The following is a 19,621-nucleotide window of genomic DNA, read 5'->3' on the forward strand; positions in this document are numbered from 1 at the left end:
CCGACGACCATCGCATGACGGGGTGGCCGCCCCGACCGGGCGGCCACCCCGTCCGCGTGTCCGCCCCCGGGACGGCCGTCCCCGGCCCGACCCCCCACCGACCAGGAGATGCTTCCCATGGAGACGAACCGCGCCCCCGAGGACCCGACCACCGCCCACGCCCCGCAGACCTCGGACGACACCGGCCGCCGTCGCGTGCTCCTCAAGCTCTCGGGCGAGGTGTTCGGCGGCGGCAAGATCGGCGTGGACCCGGAGACCGTCCGCGGCATCGCCGAGCAGATCGCCGCCGCGGCGGACCAGGTGGAGATCGCGATCGTCGTCGGCGGCGGCAACTTCTTCCGTGGCGCCGAGCTGTCCGAGAACGGGATGGACCGCCGTCGGGCCGACTACATGGGCATGCTCGGCACCGTGATGAACTGCCTGGCCCTGCAGGACTTCCTCATCCAGGCCGGGGTCACCACGCGCGTGCAGTCCGCCATCCACATGGAGCAGGTGGCGGAGTCCTACATCCCGCTGCGCGCCATCCGCCACATGCAGAAGGGCCGCGTCGTGATCTTCGGCGCAGGCACCGGCCTGCCCTACTTCTCCACGGACACCGTGGCGGCCCAGCGTGCCCTCGAGGTCGGGGCGGACGAGGTCCTGATGGCCAAGTCCGGCGTGGACGGCGTCTACACCGCGGACCCCAAGAAGGACCCCACCGCCGAGCGTCTCACGCACCTGACCTACGACGAGGCGCTGCTGCGGAACATCCGCGTGATGGACCTGACCGCCATGACCATGTGCAAGGACAACGACCTGGACATGCGCGTGTTCGGCATGGAGGGCCCGGGCAACGTGACCCGCGCCCTGCTCGGCGAGCCGATCGGCACCACCGTCACCGTCTGAGGCGCGCCGCGTAGGATGGCGGCAGACCTGTTCCACCACACCGAGGAGACACCGTGATCCAGGAGACCCTGCAGTCCGCCGAAGAGCAGATGGACCGCACCATCGAGGCCACGCGTGAGGACTTCGCCTCCGTGCGCACCGGCCGCGCCAACCCGGGCCTCTACTCCAAGGTGATGGTCGACTACTACGGCTCGTTCACCCCGCTGCAGCAGCTGGCGTCCTTCACCACCACGGACGCCCGCACGCTGCTCATCACCCCGTTCGACCAGTCGGCCCTGCGCAACATCGAGAAGGCGCTGTCCGAGTCCGAGGTCGGCGCGAACCCGTCCAACGACGGCAAGGTCATCCGCATCGTGATGCCGGAGCTGACCGAGGAGCGCCGCAAGGAGTACGTGAAGCTGGTCAAGTCCAAGGCGGAGGAGCACAAGATCTCCGTGCGCAATGCCCGCCGCAAGGCCAAGGAGGCCATGGACAAGGCCGTCAAGGACGGCGAGGTCGGCGAGGACGAGGGCGCCCGCGGCGAGAAGGAGCTGGACGCGCTCACCAAACGCCACGTCGAGCTCATCGACGAGATGGCCAAGAACAAGGAGCAGGAGCTGCTGGAGGTCTGAGCCTCCCGCCGTCCGCGCTCGCCCCATGACCTCCCCATGACCTCCGCCGTGTCCACCTCGCCCGCACCTCCGCGCGGCGGCCGCGACCTCAAGTCCGCCGTCCTCGTGGGGGTGGGGCTGCTGGCGACGGCCCTGGTCGGCCTCTTCTGGCTCGACTGGCTGCTGGTCCTCCTCGTGGTCGCCCTGCTGGTCGGCGCGGTGTCCGAGATCGCGACGGTGGTGCGCGGCATCGGCCTGGACGTGCCGCGGCCCCCGCTCTGGGTGGCCGCGGCGGTCCTGCCGCTCACCGCGTGGCGGTGGGGGGTGCCCGCGCTGTTCATCGCCCTGGTGGCATGCCTGGCGCTGGTGGCCGTGTGGACGGCGCTGACGCGGCGGCGTCCGGCGGGCCAGTTCATGCTCGCGGGCGTGTTCATCGTGCTGTGGGCGCCGTTCCTGCTCTCCTTCGCCGCGGCGCTCCTGGACGAGCCGCTGGGGCACCGCATGGTGGCGGTCCTGCTGCTGATGGTGGTCTCCAACGACACGTTCGGCTACATCGTGGGCTACCGCTTCGGCCGCACCCCGATCGCCCCGCGCATCAGCCCCAAGAAGTCCTGGGAGGGCCTGGCCGGCTCCCTGGCGGGCTCGGTGCTGGTGGGCGTCGTCGCCGTCCCCCTGCTGGTCGGCCAGCCGTGGTGGGTCGGCGCCGTCCTCGGCGTGACCACCGTCGCCGCCGCCACCTCGGGGGACTTCTCTGAGTCCATGGTCAAGCGTGAGCTCGGCATCAAGGACATGTCCTCCGCCCTGCCCGGCCACGGCGGCGTGATGGACCGCCTGGACTCCCTCGTGTTCGCCGCGCCGGTGGCCTACACCGTGCTGGCGCTGCCCCTGACCTGATCCACCCCTCGACCCGGCACGGCCGGGACCCGCACCGCAGGAGACGCCCATGACCCCCCGCACCACCCCGGACACCGAGCCGGTCTTCGAGCTCGTCGAGCAGGACGAGATCGGCTACGAGACCACCCACGTGGACGCCTTCATGGCGCGTGCCCGTGAGGCGCGCGACGGCGGTGCCCCGCTGACGGCGGAGGAGGTGCGCCAGGCCCGCTTCGCGACCGTCAACGGCGGCTACGCCACCGACGAGGTGGACGACGAGCTGGACCGTCTGGAGGAGGAGCTGGCCGCCGCCGAGCGTCAGGCCTTCGTCGCCGAGCGCGGGGACGAGGACTGGGCCGCGGACCTCGAGGAGCGCGTGGCCGAACTCGTGGCCCGCGCCGATCGGGCCCCGGCGGAGCGCTTCCGCCGCCCCTCCCGCGCGGACGCTGTGAGCTACGACGTGGACCAGGTGGACGCGCTCGTGGACCGCCTGCGCGTCACCCTGGCCGGCGCGGAGGGCTCGACGGATCCCGACGCCGAGGGCGGGCTGACCGCGGACGACGTGCGCCGCGCGTCGTTCGGCGAGGCGGAGGGTGCCGCCGGCTACGAGGAGGGCCAGGTCGACGCCTACCTCGACGCCGCCGTCGACGTGCTGCTGCGCCGCGCCTGACACCCTGCCCTCGCGCGGCGGCCCGGGAGAGTGGCGCAGATCACACTGGAGTGATTACAATCACACCACCGAGACGCCGCGCGCTCCACCCCTGCTCGCGCATGCGTACAACTCCCTCGCCCCGCACCGTGGGCGTCGATCGGAAGGCAGTGCAGTGACCCTCGTGGACCACACCCGTCCCACCGGCGGACAGTCCGCCGGCTCTCCGCCCCCGGCGGGCCCGGCCGAGGCCGTGATGCTCCAGGTGCTCGACGCGGAGGGCCGCCGCCGTCCGCAGCCGGAGCTCGACCCGTGGATCGAGGACGTCGACGCCGACGCCCTCGCCGCGCTGTACCGCCAGATGGCCGTGGTCCGTCGCCTCGACGTCGAGGCCACGCACCTGCAGCGTCAGGGCGAGCTGGCCCTGTGGCCGCCGCTGCTGGGCCAGGAGGCCGCCCAGGTGGGCTCCGCCGTCGCGCTGCGCCCGGACGACTTCGTCTTCCCGTCCTACCGCGAGAACGGCGTGGCCCTGCTGCGCGGCGTCCCCGCGCTGGACCTGCTGCGGGTGTGGCGCGGCTCCACGTTCTCGAGCTGGGACCCGAACGAGACGCGGGTGGCCACCCAGCAGATCATCATCGGCGCGCAGGCCCTGCACGCCGTCGGCTATGCGATGGGCGTCCAGCGGGACCAGGCGGACGTCGCCACGATCGTCTACTTCGGCGACGGCGCCACGAGCCAGGGAGACGTCAACGAGGCCATGGTCTTCAGCGCCTCGTACCAGTCGCCCGTGGTGTTCTTCTGCCAGAACAACCACTGGGCCATCTCCGAGCCCGTGCGCCTGCAGACCCGCCGCAGCATCGCGGACCGCCCGTGGGGCTTCGGCATCCCGTCGATGCGCGTGGACGGCAACGACGTCCTGGCCGTGCTCGCCGCGACCCGCGCCGCCGTCGAGCGCGCGGCCGACGGGGGCGGTCCCACCTTCATCGAGGCCGTCACCTACCGCATGGGCCCGCACACCACCGCGGACGACCCCACCCGCTACCGGGACGACGCCGAGCTCGAGGCCTGGAAGGCCCGTGACCCGTTGACCCGCGTGGAGGCGCACCTGCGCACCCTCGATGTGGACGTGGACGCCGTGCTCGCACAGGCCCAGGCCGAGGCCGACGAGCTGGCGGCCGAGGTCCGCCGCGCCCTCGAGGCGCTCGAGGAGGACGGCGCGGACAGGCTCTTCGACGAGATCTACGCTGAGCCCCACCAGGAGCTCGAGCGGCAGCGCCGCGAGCACGCCCTCTACCTGCAGCAGTTCGACGACGAGGAGGCGGGCGCGTGAGCGAGCGCATGACCTTCGGCCGTGCGATCAACCGCGGCCTGCACCGTGCCCTGGCCGACGACCCCAAGGTCCTGCTCATGGGCGAGGACATCGGCGCCCTCGGCGGCGTGTTCCGCATCACCGACGGCCTGCAGGCCGAGTTCGGCGAGGACCGGGTGCTCGACACCCCGCTGGCCGAGTCCGGCATCGTGGGCACGGCCATCGGCCTGGCGATGCGCGGCTACCGGCCCGTCGTCGAGATCCAGTTCGACGGCTTCGTGTACCCGGCGTTCGACCAGATCGTGGCGAACCTGGCCAAGCTGCGTGCCCGCACCCGCGGCGCCGTGCCGATGCCGGTCACCATCCGCATCCCCTTCGGCGGCGGCATCGGCTCCCCGGAGCACCACTCCGAGTCGCCCGAGGCCTACTTCCTGCACACCGCGGGCCTGCGCGTGGTCTCCCCGTCCTCCCCACAGGAGGGGTACGACCTCATCCGCGCCGCGATCGCCTCGGAGGACCCGGTGGTCTACCTCGAGCCCAAGCGTCGCTACCACGACAAGGGCGACGTGGACCTGGACGTCGCGATCCCGCCGATGAGCCCGGCCCGCATCCTGCGCGAGGGCCGTGACGCCACGCTCGTGGCCTACGGCCCGCTCGTGAAGACCGCCCTGCAGGCCGCCGAGGTGGCGGCCGAGGAGGGCGTCGAGGTCGAGGTGGTCGACCTGCGCAGCCTGTCCCCGCTGGACACCGGCCTCGTCGAGTCCTCGGTGCGGCGCACCGGCCGGCTCGTCGTGGCGCACGAGGCCTCCCGCACCGGCGGCCTCGGCGCCGAGCTCGTGGCCACGGTGGCCGAGCGCGCGTTCCACTGGCTCGAGGCCCCGCCGGTGCGCGTCACCGGCATGGACGTGCCCTACCCGCCGTCCAAGCTCGAGCACCTGCACCTGCCGGACCTCGACCGCATCCTCGACGGCCTGGACCGTGCTCTGGGCCGACCGAATTCGCTGGACTCCGTGGACGCGTTCGCCGCCCCCGAGACCGCCGAGCAGTTCCTCGCGGCCCAGAACGCCGGGGAGGAGACCCGATGAGCCAGAAGACCTTCCGCCTGCCCGACCTCGGCGAGGGCCTGACCGAGTCCGAGATCGTGACGTGGCGCGTGGCCGAGGGCGACGCGGTGAGCGTGAACCAGGTGCTCGCCGACGTCGAGACGGCCAAGGCCGTGGTCGAGGTCTCGAGCCCGTTCGCGGGCGTCGTCGCGGCCCTGCACGGCGCCGAGGGTGAGACCCTCGAGGTCGGTGCGCCCCTGGTGACCTTCACCCTCGAGGGCGCCGAGCCCGACGTCGGCGGGCCCGCCGAGGGTGACGGCCGCGTGCCCACCCTCGTCGGCTACGGCGCCGCGCCGGACACCGGCAAGCCCGGCCGCCGTGCGCGGCGCGGCTCAGCGGCACCGGCGACGTCGGCCGCCCCGGTGGGTGAGCCCGCCCGCGGACAGGCGCCGTCCACGTCGGAGGCGGCCCCCGCCGGCGCCGGGCGCCCGCAGCCCGAGGCCGCCGAGCCGGACCGCGCGGACGCGGCCCACGAGCCGGCCCCGGGCGAGCGACCCCGGTGCACTCCGCCCGTGCGCCTGTACGCGCGCCGCGCGGGCGTGGATCTGGAGCAGGTCACCGGCACGGGTGTGGGCGGGGTCATCACCCGCGCGGACGTCGAGGCGTTCCTGGCCGGGGGCGGGCAGCCCGCGGCCGCGGCGGCGCCGCCGCAGTCCGGCGCCGAGTCGGGCTCGACCGGGGGCGTCCGCACCCTGGGTGGCCGCCCGCGCACCGAGGCCGTGCCGGTCAAGGGCGTGCGCAAGGCGACCGCGGCGGCCATGGTGCAGTCCGCGTTCACCGCCCCGCACGTGACCGAGTTCCTGCAGGTGGACGTCACCGAGACCATGGAGCTGCTCGCCGAGCTCAAGGCCTCCCGCGAGTTCCGGGACGTCAAGCTCACGCCCATGACGCTCGCCGCCAAGGCGTGCCTCGTGGCGATGGAGCGCACCCCGGACGTCAACGCCCGGTGGGACGAGGCCGCCGGGACGATCGTCCAGCAGAACTTCGTGAACCTCGGCTTCGCCGCCGCCACCCCCCGCGGGCTGATGGTGCCGAACGTCAAGGACGCCCAGGCGATGAGCCTGAGGGAGCTGGCCGACGCCATCCGCGATCTCACGGGCCTCGCCCGCGAGGGGCGGCTGTCCCCGGCGGACCTGGCCGGCGGCACCTTCACGCTCACGAACGTCGGGGTGTTCGGCGTGGACGCGGGCACCCCGATCATCAACCCGGGCGAGGGGGCGATCATCGCGATCGGCCAGGTCCGGAGGATGCCGTGGGAGCACCGCGGCGAGATCGCCCTGCGGGACGTCATGACGCTGTCCCTCTCGTTCGACCACCGCTTCGTGGACGGCGAGCAGGGCTCGCGCTTCCTCGCGGACGTCGGCGCGATCCTGCGCCGCCCGGGTCTGACCCTGACCATGGTCTGAGCGCCCCGGACGCGCCGCGGCCCCGCCACCCGGGCACCGGGAGGCGGGGCCGTCGTCGTGGCAGACCGGTGCGGCCGCCGGCACGGCGGGGGCCGCGGGGCGCGCTCAGTCGGCGGCGGGCAGCTCCATCACGAGCTCGGTGATGACCTCGGCACGGGCGTTGGAGAAGACCTTCTCCTCGCCGACGGTCTCGAAGCCGCGGCGGGAGAGCACCTTCACGGAGCCCACATTGTCCTCGGGCACGTGCGCCCGCAGCGGGCGGGCGGTGTGCTCCTCCAGGAACCGGTCCACGGCCGCGGTCGTCAGCCCCAGGCCCCAGTAGTCCTGCGCGGTCCAGAAGGACAGCTCGCCCACGCCGTCCTGCTGGATGCACACGAGCGCACCCACGGCGCGGCCCTCGTGCTCGATGGTCCGCACGACGGTGTCCTCGTCCCCGAGCAGGTGGGCCCAGTGGTAGTCGAAGACACCGCGGTCCCGGGGGTTGCGGGGGGCGAAGGCGGACATCAGGTTGGCCTGCTCGTCCTGCTGGTGGAGGAAGAACTCGTCCAGATCCTCGGGTCGGACGTCACGAAGAAGCACGGCGGTGGACCTCTCGGGGCGGGGTTCGACGGCGTCCGCCGTCGCGGGTACCGGCCACCGTACCACCGGGCACGACGTCGGCCCGCCGGGCCGGTGCCGTCCGCTCAGTCCTCGCCGGACAGCGGTCCGGGGGCCGTGGCCGCGGCCCAGGCCATGGCCACGAGGGTCGCACGGCGGGCCGCGCGGTCGGCCGCGGTGCGCCGCACCGAGCGGGGGGTGGAGTTGAGCAGGCCCAGCACGGCCTGGGCGCGGAACACGGCGGTGGCCTGGTCCTCGTGGGGGTGGACGACCTGCAGCTGGCGCGCCCACACGTCGATGTAGGCGCGCTGGGTGCGCGTGATGGCCGTGCGCGCGCCGTCGGGCAGGGCGGACATGTCGCGGTCCTGCACACGGATCACGTCGCGCTGGGCGAGGGCGAAGTCCGCCTGGAAGCCGATGAGGGCCCGCAGGGTCTCCGCCCCCGGCGCGTGCTGCGCCTCGGCGGCCAGCCCGCCGTCGAGCAGGTCCTGCGAGGCCGTGTCGAGGATCGCCGTGAGCACGGCGGCCTTGCCGGCGAAGTGGCGGTAGATGGCGGGGCCGCTGATCCCGACCGCGGCGCCGATGTCCTCGAGGCGGACCGCGTCGAAGCCCCGGGCCGCGAACAGTCGCGCCGCGGCCGCGAGCAGGTCCACCCGGCGTCGGGCCTTGGCGGCCTCCCGGGCGGTCGGCGGGGTCGCCGGGGCGGCGGGGGACGCGGGATCGGCGGCGGGCATGGGTTCCACTGTAGGACGAGACGAGGCGCGCCGGGCGCCCGGTCGACGTCAGTGACGATCGTCACTACACTGAGGCTCGGTTCAGTTAGTCGTCATTCACTGAAGGGGGTCTCATGACCGCCAGCACCCCGGCCCCGGCCGCGCAGTCCGCGCCCACCGTGGCCGAGCGCAACGCGGCCGGCCACGCTCGGCTCGAGCAGGAGCTCGCCGACCTCGTCGCCCGCACGTCGCTCGGCGGGCCCGAGCGCTCGCGCGAGCGCCACACCGGCCGCGGCAAGCTGCTGGTGCGGGACCGCATCGACGCGCTGCTCGACGAGGGCTCGCCCTTCCTCGAGGTCGGCGCGCTGGCCGCGCACGGCCTGTACGACGGGGACAGCCCCGCCGCCGGCGTCGTGGCGGGCATCGGCCTGGTCCACGGCCGCCTCGTGATGGTGGTCGGCAACGACGCCACCGTGAAGGGCGGCACCTACTACCCCATGACGGTGAAGAAGCACCTGCGGGCCCAGGAGATCGCCCTGGAGAACCGCCTGCCGTGCATCTACCTCGTGGACTCCGGCGGCGCGTTCCTGCCCCGCCAGGACGAGGTCTTCCCGGACCGCGAGCACTTCGGCCGCATCTTCCGGAACCAGGCGCTGCTCTCCTCGCAGCGCATCCCGCAGCTGGCCGCGGTGTGCGGCTCCTCCACGGCGGGCGGCGCGTACGTGCCGGCCATGTCGGACGAGACCGTGATCGTGCGCGAGCAGGGCACCATCTTCCTCGGCGGCCCCCCGCTCGTGAAGGCCGCGATCGGGGAGGACGTCTCGCCCGAGGACCTCGGCGGCGGCCGGCTGCACGCCGAGCGCTCCGGCGTCGCGGACCACCTGGCGGACGACGACCTGCACGCCATGCAGATCCTCCGGGACATCGTGGCCACCCTGCCCCCGGCCGAGGCGCCGGCCTGGGAGGTCGCCCCCGCCGCGGAGCCCGCCAAGGACCCGGCCGAGCTGACCAGCGTCGTGCCCGTGGACGTGAACACCCCCTACGACGTGCGCGAGGTGATCGACCGCCTCGTGGACGGCGGCTCCGTCCACGAGTTCAAGCCCCTCTACGGCACCACCCTGGTCACCGCGTTCGCGCGGATCGACGGCCACCCCGTGGGCGTCCTCGCCAACAACGGCATCCTGTTCGGAGACTCCGCCCGCAAGGGCGCGCACTTCATCGAACTGTGCGACCAGCGCGGCATCCCGCTGCTGTTCCTGCAGAACATCTCCGGCTTCATGGTGGGTCGGGACGCGGAGGCCGGCGGCATCGCGCGCGACGGCGCCAAGATGGTCACCGCCGTCGCGACCGCCCGCGTGCCCAAGCTGACCGTGGTGATCGGCGGCTCGTTCGGCGCCGGCAACTACGCGATGTGCGGCCGCGCCTACTCACCCCGCTTCCTGTGGATGTGGCCGAACGCGCGCATCTCCGTGATGGGCGGCCCGCAGGCCTCCTCCGTGCTCACGCAGATCAAGCAGGACCAGCGGGCCGCCGCGGGGGAGGAGCCGATGTCCTCCGAGGAGGTCGAGGCCTTCCAGGCGCCGGTCCGTCGGCAGTACGAGGACCAGGGCAGCCCCCTGTACTCCACCGCCCGCCTCTGGGACGACGGGGTGATCACCCCCGGCCAGACCCGCCGGGTGCTCTCCCTGGCCCTCGACGTCATCTCCCGTTCCCCGCTGCCGGACTCCCGGTTCGGCCTGTTCCGCATGTGAGCCACCAGTGACCGAGAACCACGCCCAGGGGACGCCCCTGTTCGACACCGTGCTGGTGGCCAACCGCGGCGAGATCGCCGTGCGCGTCATCCGCACCCTGCGCCGCCTCGGCATCCGCTCGGTGGCCGTGCACTCCGACGCCGACGCCGACGCGCGGCACGTCCGCGAGGCGGACACGGCGGTCCGCCTCGGCCCGGCTCCGGCCCGCGAGTCGTACCTGGACATCGACGCCGTCGTCGACGCCGCGCGCCGCACCGGCGCCCAGGCCGTGCACCCCGGCTACGGCTTCCTGTCCGAGAACGCCGACTTCGCCCGCGCGCTGGAGGCGGCCGGCATCGTGTTCGTGGGCCCGCCCGTGGCCTCGCTCGACGCGATGGCGGACAAGATCCGCGCGAAGGAGACCGTGGCCGCGTACGACGTGCCGGTGGTCCCCGGCATCCAGGACCCCACGCTCACCGACGAGCAGATCACGGCCGAGGCCGAGCGCGTCGGCTTCCCGCTGCTGATCAAGCCCTCCGCGGGCGGCGGCGGCAAGGGCATGGTGGCCGTGCGCGCCGCCGAGGAGCTGCCCGGCGCCCTCGCCTCGGCCCGGCGCACGGCGCGCTCGGCGTTCGGCGACGACACGCTGCTGCTCGAGCGGCTCATCACCGCGCCCCGGCACGTCGAGGTGCAGGTGTTCGCGGACGCCCACGGCGCCACCGTGCACCTGGGTGAGCGCGAGTGCTCCCTGCAGCGCCGCCACCAGAAGGTGATCGAGGAGGCCCCCGCGCCCCTGCTGACCGGGCTGGCGCACGGGGCCGAGCTCCGCGAGCGCCTGGGCCGGGCCGCCGTGGACGCGGCCGTGTCCGTGGGCTACCGCGGTGCCGGCACCGTCGAGTTCCTCGTCTCGGACGAGAACCCGGACGAGTTCTTCTTCATGGAGATGAACACCCGCCTGCAGGTGGAGCACCCGGTCTCCGAGGAGGTCGTCCGGGTGCGCGGACAGCGCCTGGACTTCGTGGAGCTGCAGCTGCGCATCGCCGCGGGGGGGCCGCTCGGCTTCGCCCAGGAGGACGTGACCCTCGACGGCGCCGCCGTCGAGGCCCGCGTCTACGCGGAGGACCCCGCGAACGGCTTCCTGCCCTCCACCGGGCCGGTGCTGCGCTGGCGCGAGCCCGCCGGCGAGGGCGTCCGCGTCGACACGCTCCTGCTGCCCTCCCGGCCGGCCGAGGAGCGCGCGTTCGGCTCCGGACCGCAGACTGGCCCCGCCGCCGGCGCCGTGGACCCCGTGGACGTCGACGGCGCACAGCCCGAGATCACCGGCTTCTACGACCCGATGATCGCCAAGCTCATCGCCCGTGGCGCCGACCGCGCCGAGGCCCTGGACCGGCTCGACGCCGCGCTCGCGGACACCGTGCTGTTCGGCGTCCGCTCCAACCTGGGCTGGCTGCGCGAGCTCGCGGCCCGCGAGGACGTGCGGACCGGCCGGCTCACCACCGAGCTGATCGACGGCCTCGAGGCGTGGACCGCCCCCGCGCTGCCCGAGGACCTCGCCGCGCTCGCGGCCGAGGCCCTGGCCGACGTGTCCGAGGACGCGGCCGCCGCCGAGCACCGCGCGGCCGGCACCGCGTGGGCCCGGGCGGACGGCTGGCGCGGCGCGGGCGCCCCGCAGCCCGGGATGCGCGTCCGGGTCGGGGACGAGGACCGCATCCTCACCGCCCCCGCCGCCGACGCCGAGGTGGACGAGGACGCCGGAGGCCTGGCGGGCGTCAACCTCCTGGCCGGTGACCCGCGGGACCCGCGCTCAGCGTGGCTGCACCGCGACGGCGCCGCGTGGCAGGTCCGCCGCCTCACCCGGGCCGAGGTGGTCGAGGCCGCCCGCGCGGCCGCGGCCGCGCGTCGTGCCCCGGCCGGCGCAGCGTCCCCCGAGGCCCGCACGCCCATGCCGGGCACCGTCGTCGCCGTGTCCGTGGCCACCGGGGACACCGTGGCCGCGGGCCAGGAGCTGGCGGTGGTCGAGGCCATGAAGATGGAGCACCCCGTCACGGCCGCCGTCGCCGGCGTCGTGACCGTCCACGTCGCCGAGGGCGACGCCGTGGCCGCGCAGGCGTTGATCGCCGTCGTCGAGCCCACCGAGCACGCAGCACCCGCAGAGAACACCTGAGAACAGGAGAGGACCATGAGCACCAAGCACCGCACCCTGCCCGCCCTCGAGGAGGACTACCAGGTCCTCTCCGACACCGTCCGCGAGTTCGCCGACGAGGTCGTGGCCCCGGTCTCCGCCGAGCTGGACGCCCAGCACGAGTTCCCGTACGAGATCGTGGCCCAGATGGGCGAGATGGGCCTGTTCGGCCTCCCGTTCCCCGAGGAGTACGGCGGCATGGGCGGCGACTACTTCGCCCTGGCCCTGGCCCTCGAGCAGCTCGGCCGCGTCAACCAGTCCGTGGCCATCACCCTCGAGGCCGGCGTCTCCCTGGGCGCCATGCCGCTGCTGAAGTTCGGCACCGAGGAGCAGAAGCAGCGCTGGCTGCCGGACCTCGTGGCCGGCACGCACCTGGCCGGCTTCGGCCTCACCGAGCCGGGCGCGGGCTCCGACGCCGGCGGCACCCAGACCACCGCCGCGCTCGAGGACGGCCAGTGGCGCATCAACGGCGCCAAGGAGTTCATCACCAACTCCGGCACGGACATCACCTCGCTCGTCACCGTCACCGCCGTGACCGGCACCGTGGAGGGCAGGACCGGCCACGACGGCCGCCCCGCCAAGGAGATCTCCACGATCCTCGTGCCCGCCGGCACCGAGGGCTTCTCCGTGGCCAAGGCCTACGACAAGGTCGGCTGGAACTCCTCGGACACCCACGCCCTGCACTTCTCGGACGTGCGCGTGCCGGAGGAGAACCTGCTGGGCGCCCGCGGCCGCGGCTTCGCCCACTTCCTCGAGATCCTCGACGAGGGCCGTATCGCCATCGCGGCCCTGGCCACCGGCGCGGCCCAGGGCTGCGTGGACGAGTCGGTCGCCTACGCCAAGCAGCGGACCTCGTTCGGCCAGAAGATCGGGCAGTTCCAGGCCGTGTCCTTCAAGATCGCCCGCATGCAGGCCCGCGCGCACGCCGCCCGCCTGGCCTACTACGAGGCCGCCCAGAAGATGCTGGCCGGCAAGCCGTTCAAGACCGAGGCCGCCATGGCCAAGCTGATCGCCGGCGAGGCCGCCATGGACAACGCCCGGGACGCCACCCAGGTGTTCGGCGGCTACGGCTTCATGAACGAGACCCTCGTGGCCCGTCACTACCGCGACTCCAAGATCCTCGAGGTCGGCGAGGGCACCACCGAGGTGCAGCTCATGCTGATCGCCCGCGAGCTGGGCCTCTGACGTGACGGAGCGCGTCGAGATCGAGCAGCGGGGCCGCTACGCGGACGAGCTGGCGGTCGGTCAGGTCTACCTGCACCGGCCCGGCCGCACGCTCACCGAGGCGGACAACGTCCTGTTCACCACCCTCACCATGAACCCGCAGGCCCTGCACCTGGACCACGCGTACGCGGCGGACCAGCCGTTCGGCCGACCGCTGGTCAACTCGATGCTGACGCTGTCCACCCTGGTGGGCCTCGCCGTCGGGCAGACCACACAGGGCACGCTCGTGGCCCAGCTCGGCCTGGGGGAGATCGCGTTCCCGAAGCCGGTCTTCCACGGGGACACGCTCTACGGGCGCTCCGAGGTCACCGCAATCCGCGAGTCCTCCTCGCGGCCGGGGCAGCGGATCGTCACGTTCGCGATGACGGGGGAGAACCAGCACGGCGACGTCGTCGTCCGCGCCCAGCGCACCTGTCTGATGTGGACCGCGCAGGCGCACGCGGAGGCCAAGGCGAAGGCCGCCGACGCCGCAGGCACGGGGGAGCGGGCATGAGCGCGCTGACCCTCGGACCGGCCGTCATGTTCACCCCGGCGGACCGCCCCGAGCGGTACGCCACGGCGCTCGAGCGCGCGGACGCGGTGATCCTCGACCTCGAGGACGCCGTCACCCCGGACGCCCGGCCCGCCGCGCGGAACGCCGTCGCGGCGGCCTGGGCGGGGCGGGCGACGGGCGGGGTCGACGGCGGCCCGCTGGACGAGGACCGCGTGGTGGTCCGCGTGAACCCCGCGGGCACCGCGGACCACGACGCCGACCTGGCCATGCTCGCCGGGACGGGCTGGCGCACGCTCATGCTCGCCAAGGCCGAGTCCGCCGCGCAGGTGGACGGGGTCGTCGCCGCCCTCGGACCGCAGACCCGCGTCGTCGCCCTGTGCGAGACCGCGGCCGGGATCCTCGCCGCCGCCGAACTGGCCGCCCACCCGCACGTGGGTGCGCTGATGTGGGGCGCCGAGGACCTCGTGGCGTCGATGGGCGGCAGCTCCTCCCGCACCCCCGGGGGCGCCTACCGCTCCGTGGTCCAGCACGCCCGCGCGACGGTGCTGCTGGCGGCGGCCGCGCACGGGGTGGCCGCGTGGGACGCCGTCCATCTGGACCTCGGCGACGAGGCCGGGCTGGCCGCCGAGGCCGAGGACGCCGTCGCCCTGGGCTGCACCGCGACCGTGTGCCTGCACCCGCGCCAGGTGCCCGTCGTGCGCTCCGCCTACACGCCCGCCCCGGAGGCCGTCGAGCGCGCCCGGCGCGTCCTCGCCGCGGCCGAGGGGCGGCACGGGGCCTTCGAACTGGACGGGGCGATGGTCGACGAGGTGGTCCTCGCCCAGGCTCGCGCGCTCCTGGGCCGCGCGGACGCGCCCCGGCCGGGCAGCGCCTGACCGGCTCCTGGGCGGCTCCACGCCCCGGCGGCCCCGTGCCGTCGGGGCGCGACCCTGTCCGCACGGCTGCGCACCGGGGCTGTCACATGGGCGCACGGTCCAGGGGCGCGCTTGACGACGCACCCCTGGGGCCGACAGAGTGTGCGTGTCATCACAGTGATCTGTCTCACACTGATCCGTCCTACGTACCCGGAGGGCCCATGTCATCCAGCGAGCCCACGGCGCCGGTCCCCACGGCCGCGCAGTTCCGCGCCGCTCAGCAGTCCGAGGAGTTCATCGAGCTCCGGCGCACCCACCGATCCTTCGCCTTCCCCATGACCGTGGCGTTCTTCGTCTGGTACCTGGTGTTCGTGATCGTCGGCGCGTTCTTCCCCGAGTTCATGGCGATCCGCCTCGGCGGCAACATCACCCTCGGCCTGATCCTCGGCCTGCTCCAGTTCGTCACCACGTTCCTGATCACCTTCGCCTACGTCCGTTTCTCCAACCGGACCCTGGACCCCCGCGCCACCGCGCTGCGTGAGCGCCTCGAGCGCGAGGCCGCCGGCGCCCACGAGAACCCGGAGGCCACGCGATGAGCGCGCTCACCCCCCTGCTCCAGGCCGCCCCGCAGACGGTCGGCAACCCCGCCGTGAACATCGGCATCTTCGTCGCCTTCGTGGTGGTCACCCTCGTGATCGTGATCCGCGCGTCCAAGACGAACGCGTCCTCGGCCGACTACTACGCCGGCGGCCGCGGCTTCTCCGGCACCCAGAACGGCACGGCCATCGCGGGCGACTACCTCTCCGCGGCCTCGTTCCTGGGCATCGTGGGCGCGATCGCCCTCTACGGCTACGACGGCTTCCTCTACTCCATCGGCTTCCTCGTGGCGTGGCTCGTCGCCCTGCTGCTCGTGGCCGAGCTGCTGCGCAACACCGGCAAGTTCACCATGGCGGACGTGCTCTCCTTCCGGCTGCGCCAGAAGCCCGTGCGCATCGCCGCCGCCTTCGGCACCATGGCCGTCTGCCTCTTCTACCTCCTGGCCCAGATGGCCGGCGCCGGCGGCCTCGTGGCCCTGCTGCTGAACATCAACGACCGGGCCGGCCAGGCCCTCGTGATCGTGATCGTGGGCGTGCTGATGATCGTCTACGTGCTGATCGGCGGCATGAAGGGCACCACCTACGTGCAGATCATCAAGGCGATCCTGCTGATCGCCGGCGCGGGGATCATGACCGTGTGGTCGCTGGCCCTGTTCGGCTTCGACTTCAACGCCATGCTGGGGGCCGCCGTCGAGATGAACCCGAAGGGCGAGGCGATCCTCGAGCCGGGCCTGCAGTACGGCGCCAGCGCGCTGACCCGCCTCGACTTCGTGTCCCTGGGCATCGCGCTCGTGCTCGGCACCGCGGGCCTGCCGCACGTGCTCATGCGGTTCTACACGGTGCCCACCGCCAAGGAGGCGCGCAAGTCCGTGGTGTGGGCCATCGTCCTCATCGGCGCGTTCTACCTGTTCACCCTCGTGCTGGGCTACGGCGCCGGCGCGCTGATCGGCCCCGAGCGCATCCTGGCCGCGCCCGGCGGGCAGAACTCCGCGGCCCCGCTGCTGGCGTTCGAGCTCGGCGGCTCCATCCTGCTGGGCCTGATCTCGGCGGTCGCGTTCGCCACCATCCTCGCGGTGGTCGCGGGCCTGGCCATCACGGCGGCGGCGTCCTTCGCCCACGACGTGTACGGCTCCGTGATCGCCAAGCACCCGCTCACCCCGCAGGAGGAGGTGCGGATCGGCAAGATCACCGTGGTGGTGATCGGCGTCCTGGCGATCGTCGGCGGCATCGCCGCCCAGGGCCAGAACGTGGCGTTCCTCGTGGCGCTCGCCTTCGCGGTGGCGGCCTCGGCGAACCTGCCGACCATCCTCTACTCCCTGTTCTGGCGGCGCTTCACCACCCGCGGCGCGGTGTGGTCGATGTACGGCGGACTGCTCTCCGCGATCATCCTGATCGTCCTGTCCCCGGTGATGTCCGGGACGCCGACCTCGATGATCCCGGGCGCGGACTTCGCGGTGTTCCCGCTGAAGAACCCGGGCATCGTCTCCATCCCGCTGGCCTTCTTCCTCGGCTGGCTCGGCTCGGTGACCTCGTCGCGCGCCGAGGACCCCGACAAGCAGGCCGAGATGGAGGTCCGCTCCCTCACCGGCATCGGCGCCGAGAAGCCGGTGCAGCACTGATCCGCGGCTGACCCGGTCCCACGGGGGTCGGCGGGGCGGGACGTCGCGGTGCGGCGTCCGTCCGGTCGGCCCCCCGTCCGTGTCCAGGCCCGGCTGGCATCATGGCGGGGTGACGCACGGATCCCTCACCGACTACACGCTGCCCGCCCCCGCCCCGGCGGACGACGACGGCGCCCCGCGCGCCGTCGCCCTGATCGGCTCCACGGGCTCGATCGGCACCCAGGGCCTCGACGTGATCGCCCACGACCCCGCCCGGCTCCGGGCCGTCGCGCTCGCGGGCGGGGCGAACACGACCCTGCTGGCCGAGCAGGCCGTGCGCTTCGCGGTCGAGGCGGTGGGCTCCGCCGCGGCGGGGGAGGAGGAGCTGCGCGCCGCCCTCGCCGACGCCGCCGCCCGCCTCGGGCGCCCGGCCCCCCGACCCGTGCTGTTCACCGGGCCACGCGCCGCCGAGCAGATCGCGGCGTGGCCCGGCGCCGACACCGTGCTCAACGGGATCACGGGCTCGATCGGCCTGCGGCCCACCCTCGCCGCGCTGCACGCCGGCCACCGCCTGGCCCTGGCCAACAAGGAGTCGCTCATCGTCGGCGGGGCCCTCGTGAAGGCGGCCGCGGCGCCGGGCCAGCTCGTGCCGGTGGACTCCGAGCACTCCGCGCTCGCGCAGGCGCTGCGCGGCGGGACGGCGAACGAGGTCCGCCGCCTCGTGCTCACGGCCTCGGGCGGGCCGTTCCGCGGCCTGGACCGCGCCGCCCTGCACGCCGTCACGCCCGCCCAGGCCCTCGCCCACCCCACGTGGGACATGGGCCGCGTCGTCACCACCAACTCCGCCTCCCTCGTGAACAAGGCCCTCGAGGTGATCGAGGCCCACCTGCTGTTCGACGTGCCCCTGGACCGGATCGACGTCGTGGTCCACCCGCAGTCCGTGGTCCATTCGATGGTCGAGTTCGTCGACGGGTCCACGCTCGCCCAGGCCTCCCCGCCGGACATGCGTCTGCCCATCGCCCTGGGGCTGTGCTGGCCGCGCCGGGTCCCGGGCGCGGCCCCGGCCTGCGACTGGACGCGGGCGGCCACCTGGACCTTCGAGCCCCTCGACGAGGAGGCCTTCCCCGCCGTGCGGGCCGCGAAGGAGGCGGCGGCCGCCTCGCCCACCCACATGGCCGTGTTCAACGCCGCCAACGAGGAGGCGGTGGACGCCTTCCACGCCGGCGCCCTGCCCTTCGACGGGATCGTGGACACGGTCCGCGCCGTCGTCGCCGACTACGCCCCCGAGCACGTGCTCGCCGCGGCCGGCCACGACCCCGCGCCCGCCGCGCTCACCGTGGACGCCGTGCTCGCCGCCGAGGCCTGGGCGCGCCGTGCGGCGCGGGCCCGCTGGTGACCGTCGTGGAGATCCTCTGGTACGTCGCGGGCGTCCTCGCGGTCGCACTGGGCTTGGCGGTCTCGATCGCCCTGCACGAGGTCGGCCACCTCGTCCCGGCCAAGCTCTTCGGCGTGCGCGTCACGCAGTACATGATCGGCTTCGGCCCGACGCTCGTCTCGTGGCGCCGCGGCGAGACGGAGTACGGGTTCAAGGCCGTCCCGCTGGGCGGCTACGTCGCGATGATCGGGATGCTGCCCCCGCCGCGGCCCGGGCAGACGCCCCGCACGGCGTCCACGGGCTTCGTCCAGCAGCTGGGCCGCATGGCCGACGACGCGCGAGCCCAGGCCGCCGAAGAGGTCCGCCCCGGCGACGAGCACCGCCGCTTCCTCGCCCTGCCGGTGTGGAAGCGCGTGGTGATCATGCTCGGCGGGCCGTTCATGAACCTGCTCATCGCGCTGGGCGTCACCGCCCTGCTGGTCACGACGGTGGGCACCTCGCAGCCGAGCACCACCGTCGCCGAGGTCTACCGGTGCGTGGTCACGACGCAGGAGCAGCAGGCTCGCGCCGCCTCGGGCGGGACCGAGGACTGCCGCCCGGGCGATCCCGCCGGGCCCGCCCACGAGGCGGGACTGCGCCCCGGGGACACCGTGCTCGCCTTCGACGGGCGGCCGGTCTCCGACTGGGACGCCCTCTCCGCCGCGATCCGGGACCGCGCCGGACAGCCCACCCGGATCGAATGGGAGCGCGACGGCGAGCGGATGAGCGCCACCCTGACCCCGCGCCTGACGGAACGGCCCGTGACGGACGCGCTGGGGCGGCCCGAGCGGGCCCCGGACGGGACCGTCGCGACCCACGAGGTCGGGTTCATCGGCATGGGCGCGCAGCTCGAGACGGTTCGCGGCACCCCGCTCGACGCCGGCCCGCTCGTCGCCCAGCAGGTGCGGGGCGTCGTCGACGTCGTCCTCGTGCTGCCGCAGCGGCTGTGGGACACCGCCGTCGCCGTGGTGACCCCGGCCGAGCGCGACCCGGACGGACCGATGTCCGTGGTGGGGGTCGGCCGGATCGCCGGGGAGGCGGCGGCGCTCGAGCAGGCCACGCTGACGGACAAGGCCGCCCTGCTGCTGTCCCTGCTGGCGGGCGTGAACGTGGCGCTCATGGTGTTCAACCTCATCCCGCTGCTCCCGCTCGACGGCGGCCACGTGGCCGGCGCCCTGTGGGAGGCGGTGCGCCGCGGCTGGGCCCGGATCACGGGTCGCCCCGACCCGGGGCCGTTCGACCTGGCCCGCATGCTGCCGCTGACCTACGCGGTGGGCGCGGCGATGCTCCTCATGGGCGTCATCCTGATCGTGGCGGACATCGTGGAGCCCGTCCGGCTGTTCTGAGTCCGGGCCGTTCGCCGTGGGCGGTCGCCCCGCGCCCCGGGGCGCCCGCGCGCCTAGGA

General features: G+C 74.0%; 18 protein-coding genes. 16 read left to right on the forward strand and 2 right to left on the reverse strand.

Annotated features, from left to right (window positions below; genetic code table 11):
* The first annotated feature begins 117 nt into the window (after positions 1-117).
* The 7 genes from pyrH (at position 118) to AC0VX2_RS03305 (ending at position 6,815) form a co-directional block, all read left to right on the forward strand.
* Positions 118-885, forward strand: a complete 768-nt coding sequence (gene pyrH / locus AC0VX2_RS03275) for a UMP kinase (RefSeq protein WP_002857706.1) — start codon at positions 118-120, stop codon at positions 883-885.
* 53 nt (positions 886-938) lie between these two features.
* A complete protein-coding gene (gene frr / locus AC0VX2_RS03280; protein ID WP_036314042.1) occupies positions 939-1,496 on the forward strand; it encodes a ribosome recycling factor in 558 nt (185 codons plus the stop codon).
* A 36-nt stretch (positions 1,497-1,532) separates the two neighbouring features.
* Complete coding sequence (locus AC0VX2_RS03285) at positions 1,533-2,369, forward strand: phosphatidate cytidylyltransferase (RefSeq protein ID WP_100058556.1); 837 nt, start codon at positions 1,533-1,535, stop codon at positions 2,367-2,369.
* A 49-nt stretch (positions 2,370-2,418) separates the two neighbouring features.
* Positions 2,419-3,018: a DivIVA domain-containing protein gene (locus AC0VX2_RS03290; protein ID WP_041105097.1), complete on the forward strand. Its 600-nt coding sequence runs from the start codon at positions 2,419-2,421 to the stop codon at positions 3,016-3,018.
* A gap of 154 nt (positions 3,019-3,172) precedes the next feature.
* A complete protein-coding gene (pdhA, locus tag AC0VX2_RS03295; RefSeq protein WP_041105099.1) occupies positions 3,173-4,327 on the forward strand; it encodes a pyruvate dehydrogenase (acetyl-transferring) E1 component subunit alpha in 1,155 nt (384 codons plus the stop codon).
* Between the two features lie 8 nt (positions 4,328-4,335).
* Positions 4,336-5,391, forward strand: a complete 1,056-nt coding sequence (locus AC0VX2_RS03300) for an alpha-ketoacid dehydrogenase subunit beta (protein WP_044659478.1) — start codon at positions 4,336-4,338, stop codon at positions 5,389-5,391.
* Positions 5,388-6,815: a dihydrolipoamide acetyltransferase family protein gene (locus tag AC0VX2_RS03305; protein ID WP_101965597.1), complete on the forward strand. Its 1,428-nt coding sequence runs from the start codon at positions 5,388-5,390 to the stop codon at positions 6,813-6,815. The genes AC0VX2_RS03300 and AC0VX2_RS03305 overlap by 4 nt, the downstream gene beginning before the upstream one ends.
* Positions 6,816-6,920: 105 nt before the next feature.
* On the opposite strand, the gene AC0VX2_RS03310 is transcribed toward AC0VX2_RS03305, so the two are convergent.
* Both AC0VX2_RS03310 and AC0VX2_RS03315 read right to left on the reverse strand, forming a co-directional pair.
* Positions 6,921-7,394: a GNAT family N-acetyltransferase gene (locus AC0VX2_RS03310; protein ID WP_044660004.1), complete on the reverse strand. Its 474-nt coding sequence runs from the start codon at positions 7,392-7,394 to the stop codon at positions 6,921-6,923.
* Positions 7,395-7,498: 104 nt separating this feature from the next.
* Positions 7,499-8,146 carry a TetR/AcrR family transcriptional regulator gene (locus AC0VX2_RS03315; RefSeq protein ID WP_044660003.1) on the reverse strand — a complete coding sequence of 216 codons (648 nt, stop codon included), beginning with the start codon at positions 8,144-8,146 and terminating at the stop codon, positions 7,499-7,501.
* A 113-nt stretch (positions 8,147-8,259) separates the two neighbouring features.
* Here AC0VX2_RS03315 and AC0VX2_RS03320 point away from each other — a divergent pair, with 113 nt between their 5' ends.
* The 9 genes from AC0VX2_RS03320 to AC0VX2_RS03360 all read left to right on the forward strand — a co-directional run bounded on the left by AC0VX2_RS03320 (position 8,260) and on the right by AC0VX2_RS03360 (position 19,562).
* Positions 8,260-9,876 carry a carboxyl transferase domain-containing protein gene (locus AC0VX2_RS03320; protein WP_036338399.1) on the forward strand — a complete coding sequence of 539 codons (1,617 nt, stop codon included), beginning with the start codon at positions 8,260-8,262 and terminating at the stop codon, positions 9,874-9,876.
* Positions 9,877-9,883: 7 nt separating this feature from the next.
* Positions 9,884-12,019, forward strand: coding sequence for an acetyl/propionyl/methylcrotonyl-CoA carboxylase subunit alpha (locus AC0VX2_RS03325; protein ID WP_102708376.1), 2,136 nt, complete (start codon positions 9,884-9,886; stop codon positions 12,017-12,019).
* Between the two features lie 15 nt (positions 12,020-12,034).
* Entirely contained in the window at positions 12,035-13,222 is a 1,188-nt protein-coding gene (locus tag AC0VX2_RS03330; protein ID WP_041104216.1) for an acyl-CoA dehydrogenase family protein, read from the forward strand.
* 1 nt (position 13,223) lies between these two features.
* Positions 13,224-13,754: a MaoC family dehydratase gene (locus tag AC0VX2_RS03335; RefSeq protein WP_041104218.1), complete on the forward strand. Its 531-nt coding sequence runs from the start codon at positions 13,224-13,226 to the stop codon at positions 13,752-13,754.
* Complete coding sequence (locus AC0VX2_RS03340) at positions 13,751-14,629, forward strand: HpcH/HpaI aldolase/citrate lyase family protein (RefSeq protein WP_102708375.1); 879 nt, start codon at positions 13,751-13,753, stop codon at positions 14,627-14,629. The genes AC0VX2_RS03335 and AC0VX2_RS03340 overlap by 4 nt, the downstream gene beginning before the upstream one ends.
* A gap of 200 nt (positions 14,630-14,829) precedes the next feature.
* Positions 14,830-15,204: a DUF485 domain-containing protein gene (locus tag AC0VX2_RS03345; protein WP_041104222.1), complete on the forward strand. Its 375-nt coding sequence runs from the start codon at positions 14,830-14,832 to the stop codon at positions 15,202-15,204.
* The gene (locus tag AC0VX2_RS03350; RefSeq protein WP_036382593.1) at positions 15,201-16,823 is read left to right on the forward strand and encodes a solute symporter family protein; all 1,623 of its coding nucleotides are present in this window, start codon (positions 15,201-15,203) and stop codon (positions 16,821-16,823) included. The genes AC0VX2_RS03345 and AC0VX2_RS03350 overlap by 4 nt, the downstream gene beginning before the upstream one ends.
* 139 nt (positions 16,824-16,962) lie before the next feature.
* Positions 16,963-18,198 carry a 1-deoxy-D-xylulose-5-phosphate reductoisomerase gene (gene dxr / locus AC0VX2_RS03355; RefSeq protein ID WP_180971861.1) on the forward strand — a complete coding sequence of 412 codons (1,236 nt, stop codon included), beginning with the start codon at positions 16,963-16,965 and terminating at the stop codon, positions 18,196-18,198.
* Entirely contained in the window at positions 18,195-19,562 is a 1,368-nt protein-coding gene (locus AC0VX2_RS03360; protein ID WP_073116932.1) for a M50 family metallopeptidase, read from the forward strand. The genes dxr and AC0VX2_RS03360 overlap by 4 nt, the downstream gene beginning before the upstream one ends.
* Positions 19,563-19,621 lie beyond the last annotated feature (59 nt).

The organism is Micrococcus sp. iso_239 (assembly GCF_056173395.1).

Bases quoted from the DNA above. Each gene is read 5' to 3' on its own strand.
- AC0VX2_RS03340 (WP_102708375.1), top strand. From the start codon at position 13,751: ATGAGCGCGCTGACCCTCGGACCGGCCGTCATGTTCACCCCGGCGGAC.
- AC0VX2_RS03290 (WP_041105097.1), top strand. From the start codon at position 2,419: ATGACCCCCCGCACCACCCCGGACACCGAGCCGGTCTTCGAGCTCGTC.
- AC0VX2_RS03315 (WP_044660003.1), bottom strand. From the start codon at position 8,146: ATGCCCGCCGCCGATCCCGCGTCCCCCGCCGCCCCGGCGACCCCGCCG.
- AC0VX2_RS03305 (WP_101965597.1), top strand. From the start codon at position 5,388: ATGAGCCAGAAGACCTTCCGCCTGCCCGACCTCGGCGAGGGCCTGACC.
- AC0VX2_RS03350 (WP_036382593.1), top strand. From the start codon at position 15,201: ATGAGCGCGCTCACCCCCCTGCTCCAGGCCGCCCCGCAGACGGTCGGC.
- AC0VX2_RS03300 (WP_044659478.1), top strand. From the start codon at position 4,336: ATGACCTTCGGCCGTGCGATCAACCGCGGCCTGCACCGTGCCCTGGCC.
- pyrH (WP_002857706.1), top strand. From the start codon at position 118: ATGGAGACGAACCGCGCCCCCGAGGACCCGACCACCGCCCACGCCCCG.
- AC0VX2_RS03285 (WP_100058556.1), top strand. From the start codon at position 1,533: ATGACCTCCGCCGTGTCCACCTCGCCCGCACCTCCGCGCGGCGGCCGC.
- AC0VX2_RS03330 (WP_041104216.1), top strand. From the start codon at position 12,035: ATGAGCACCAAGCACCGCACCCTGCCCGCCCTCGAGGAGGACTACCAG.
- AC0VX2_RS03320 (WP_036338399.1), top strand. From the start codon at position 8,260: ATGACCGCCAGCACCCCGGCCCCGGCCGCGCAGTCCGCGCCCACCGTG.
- AC0VX2_RS03345 (WP_041104222.1), top strand. From the start codon at position 14,830: ATGTCATCCAGCGAGCCCACGGCGCCGGTCCCCACGGCCGCGCAGTTC.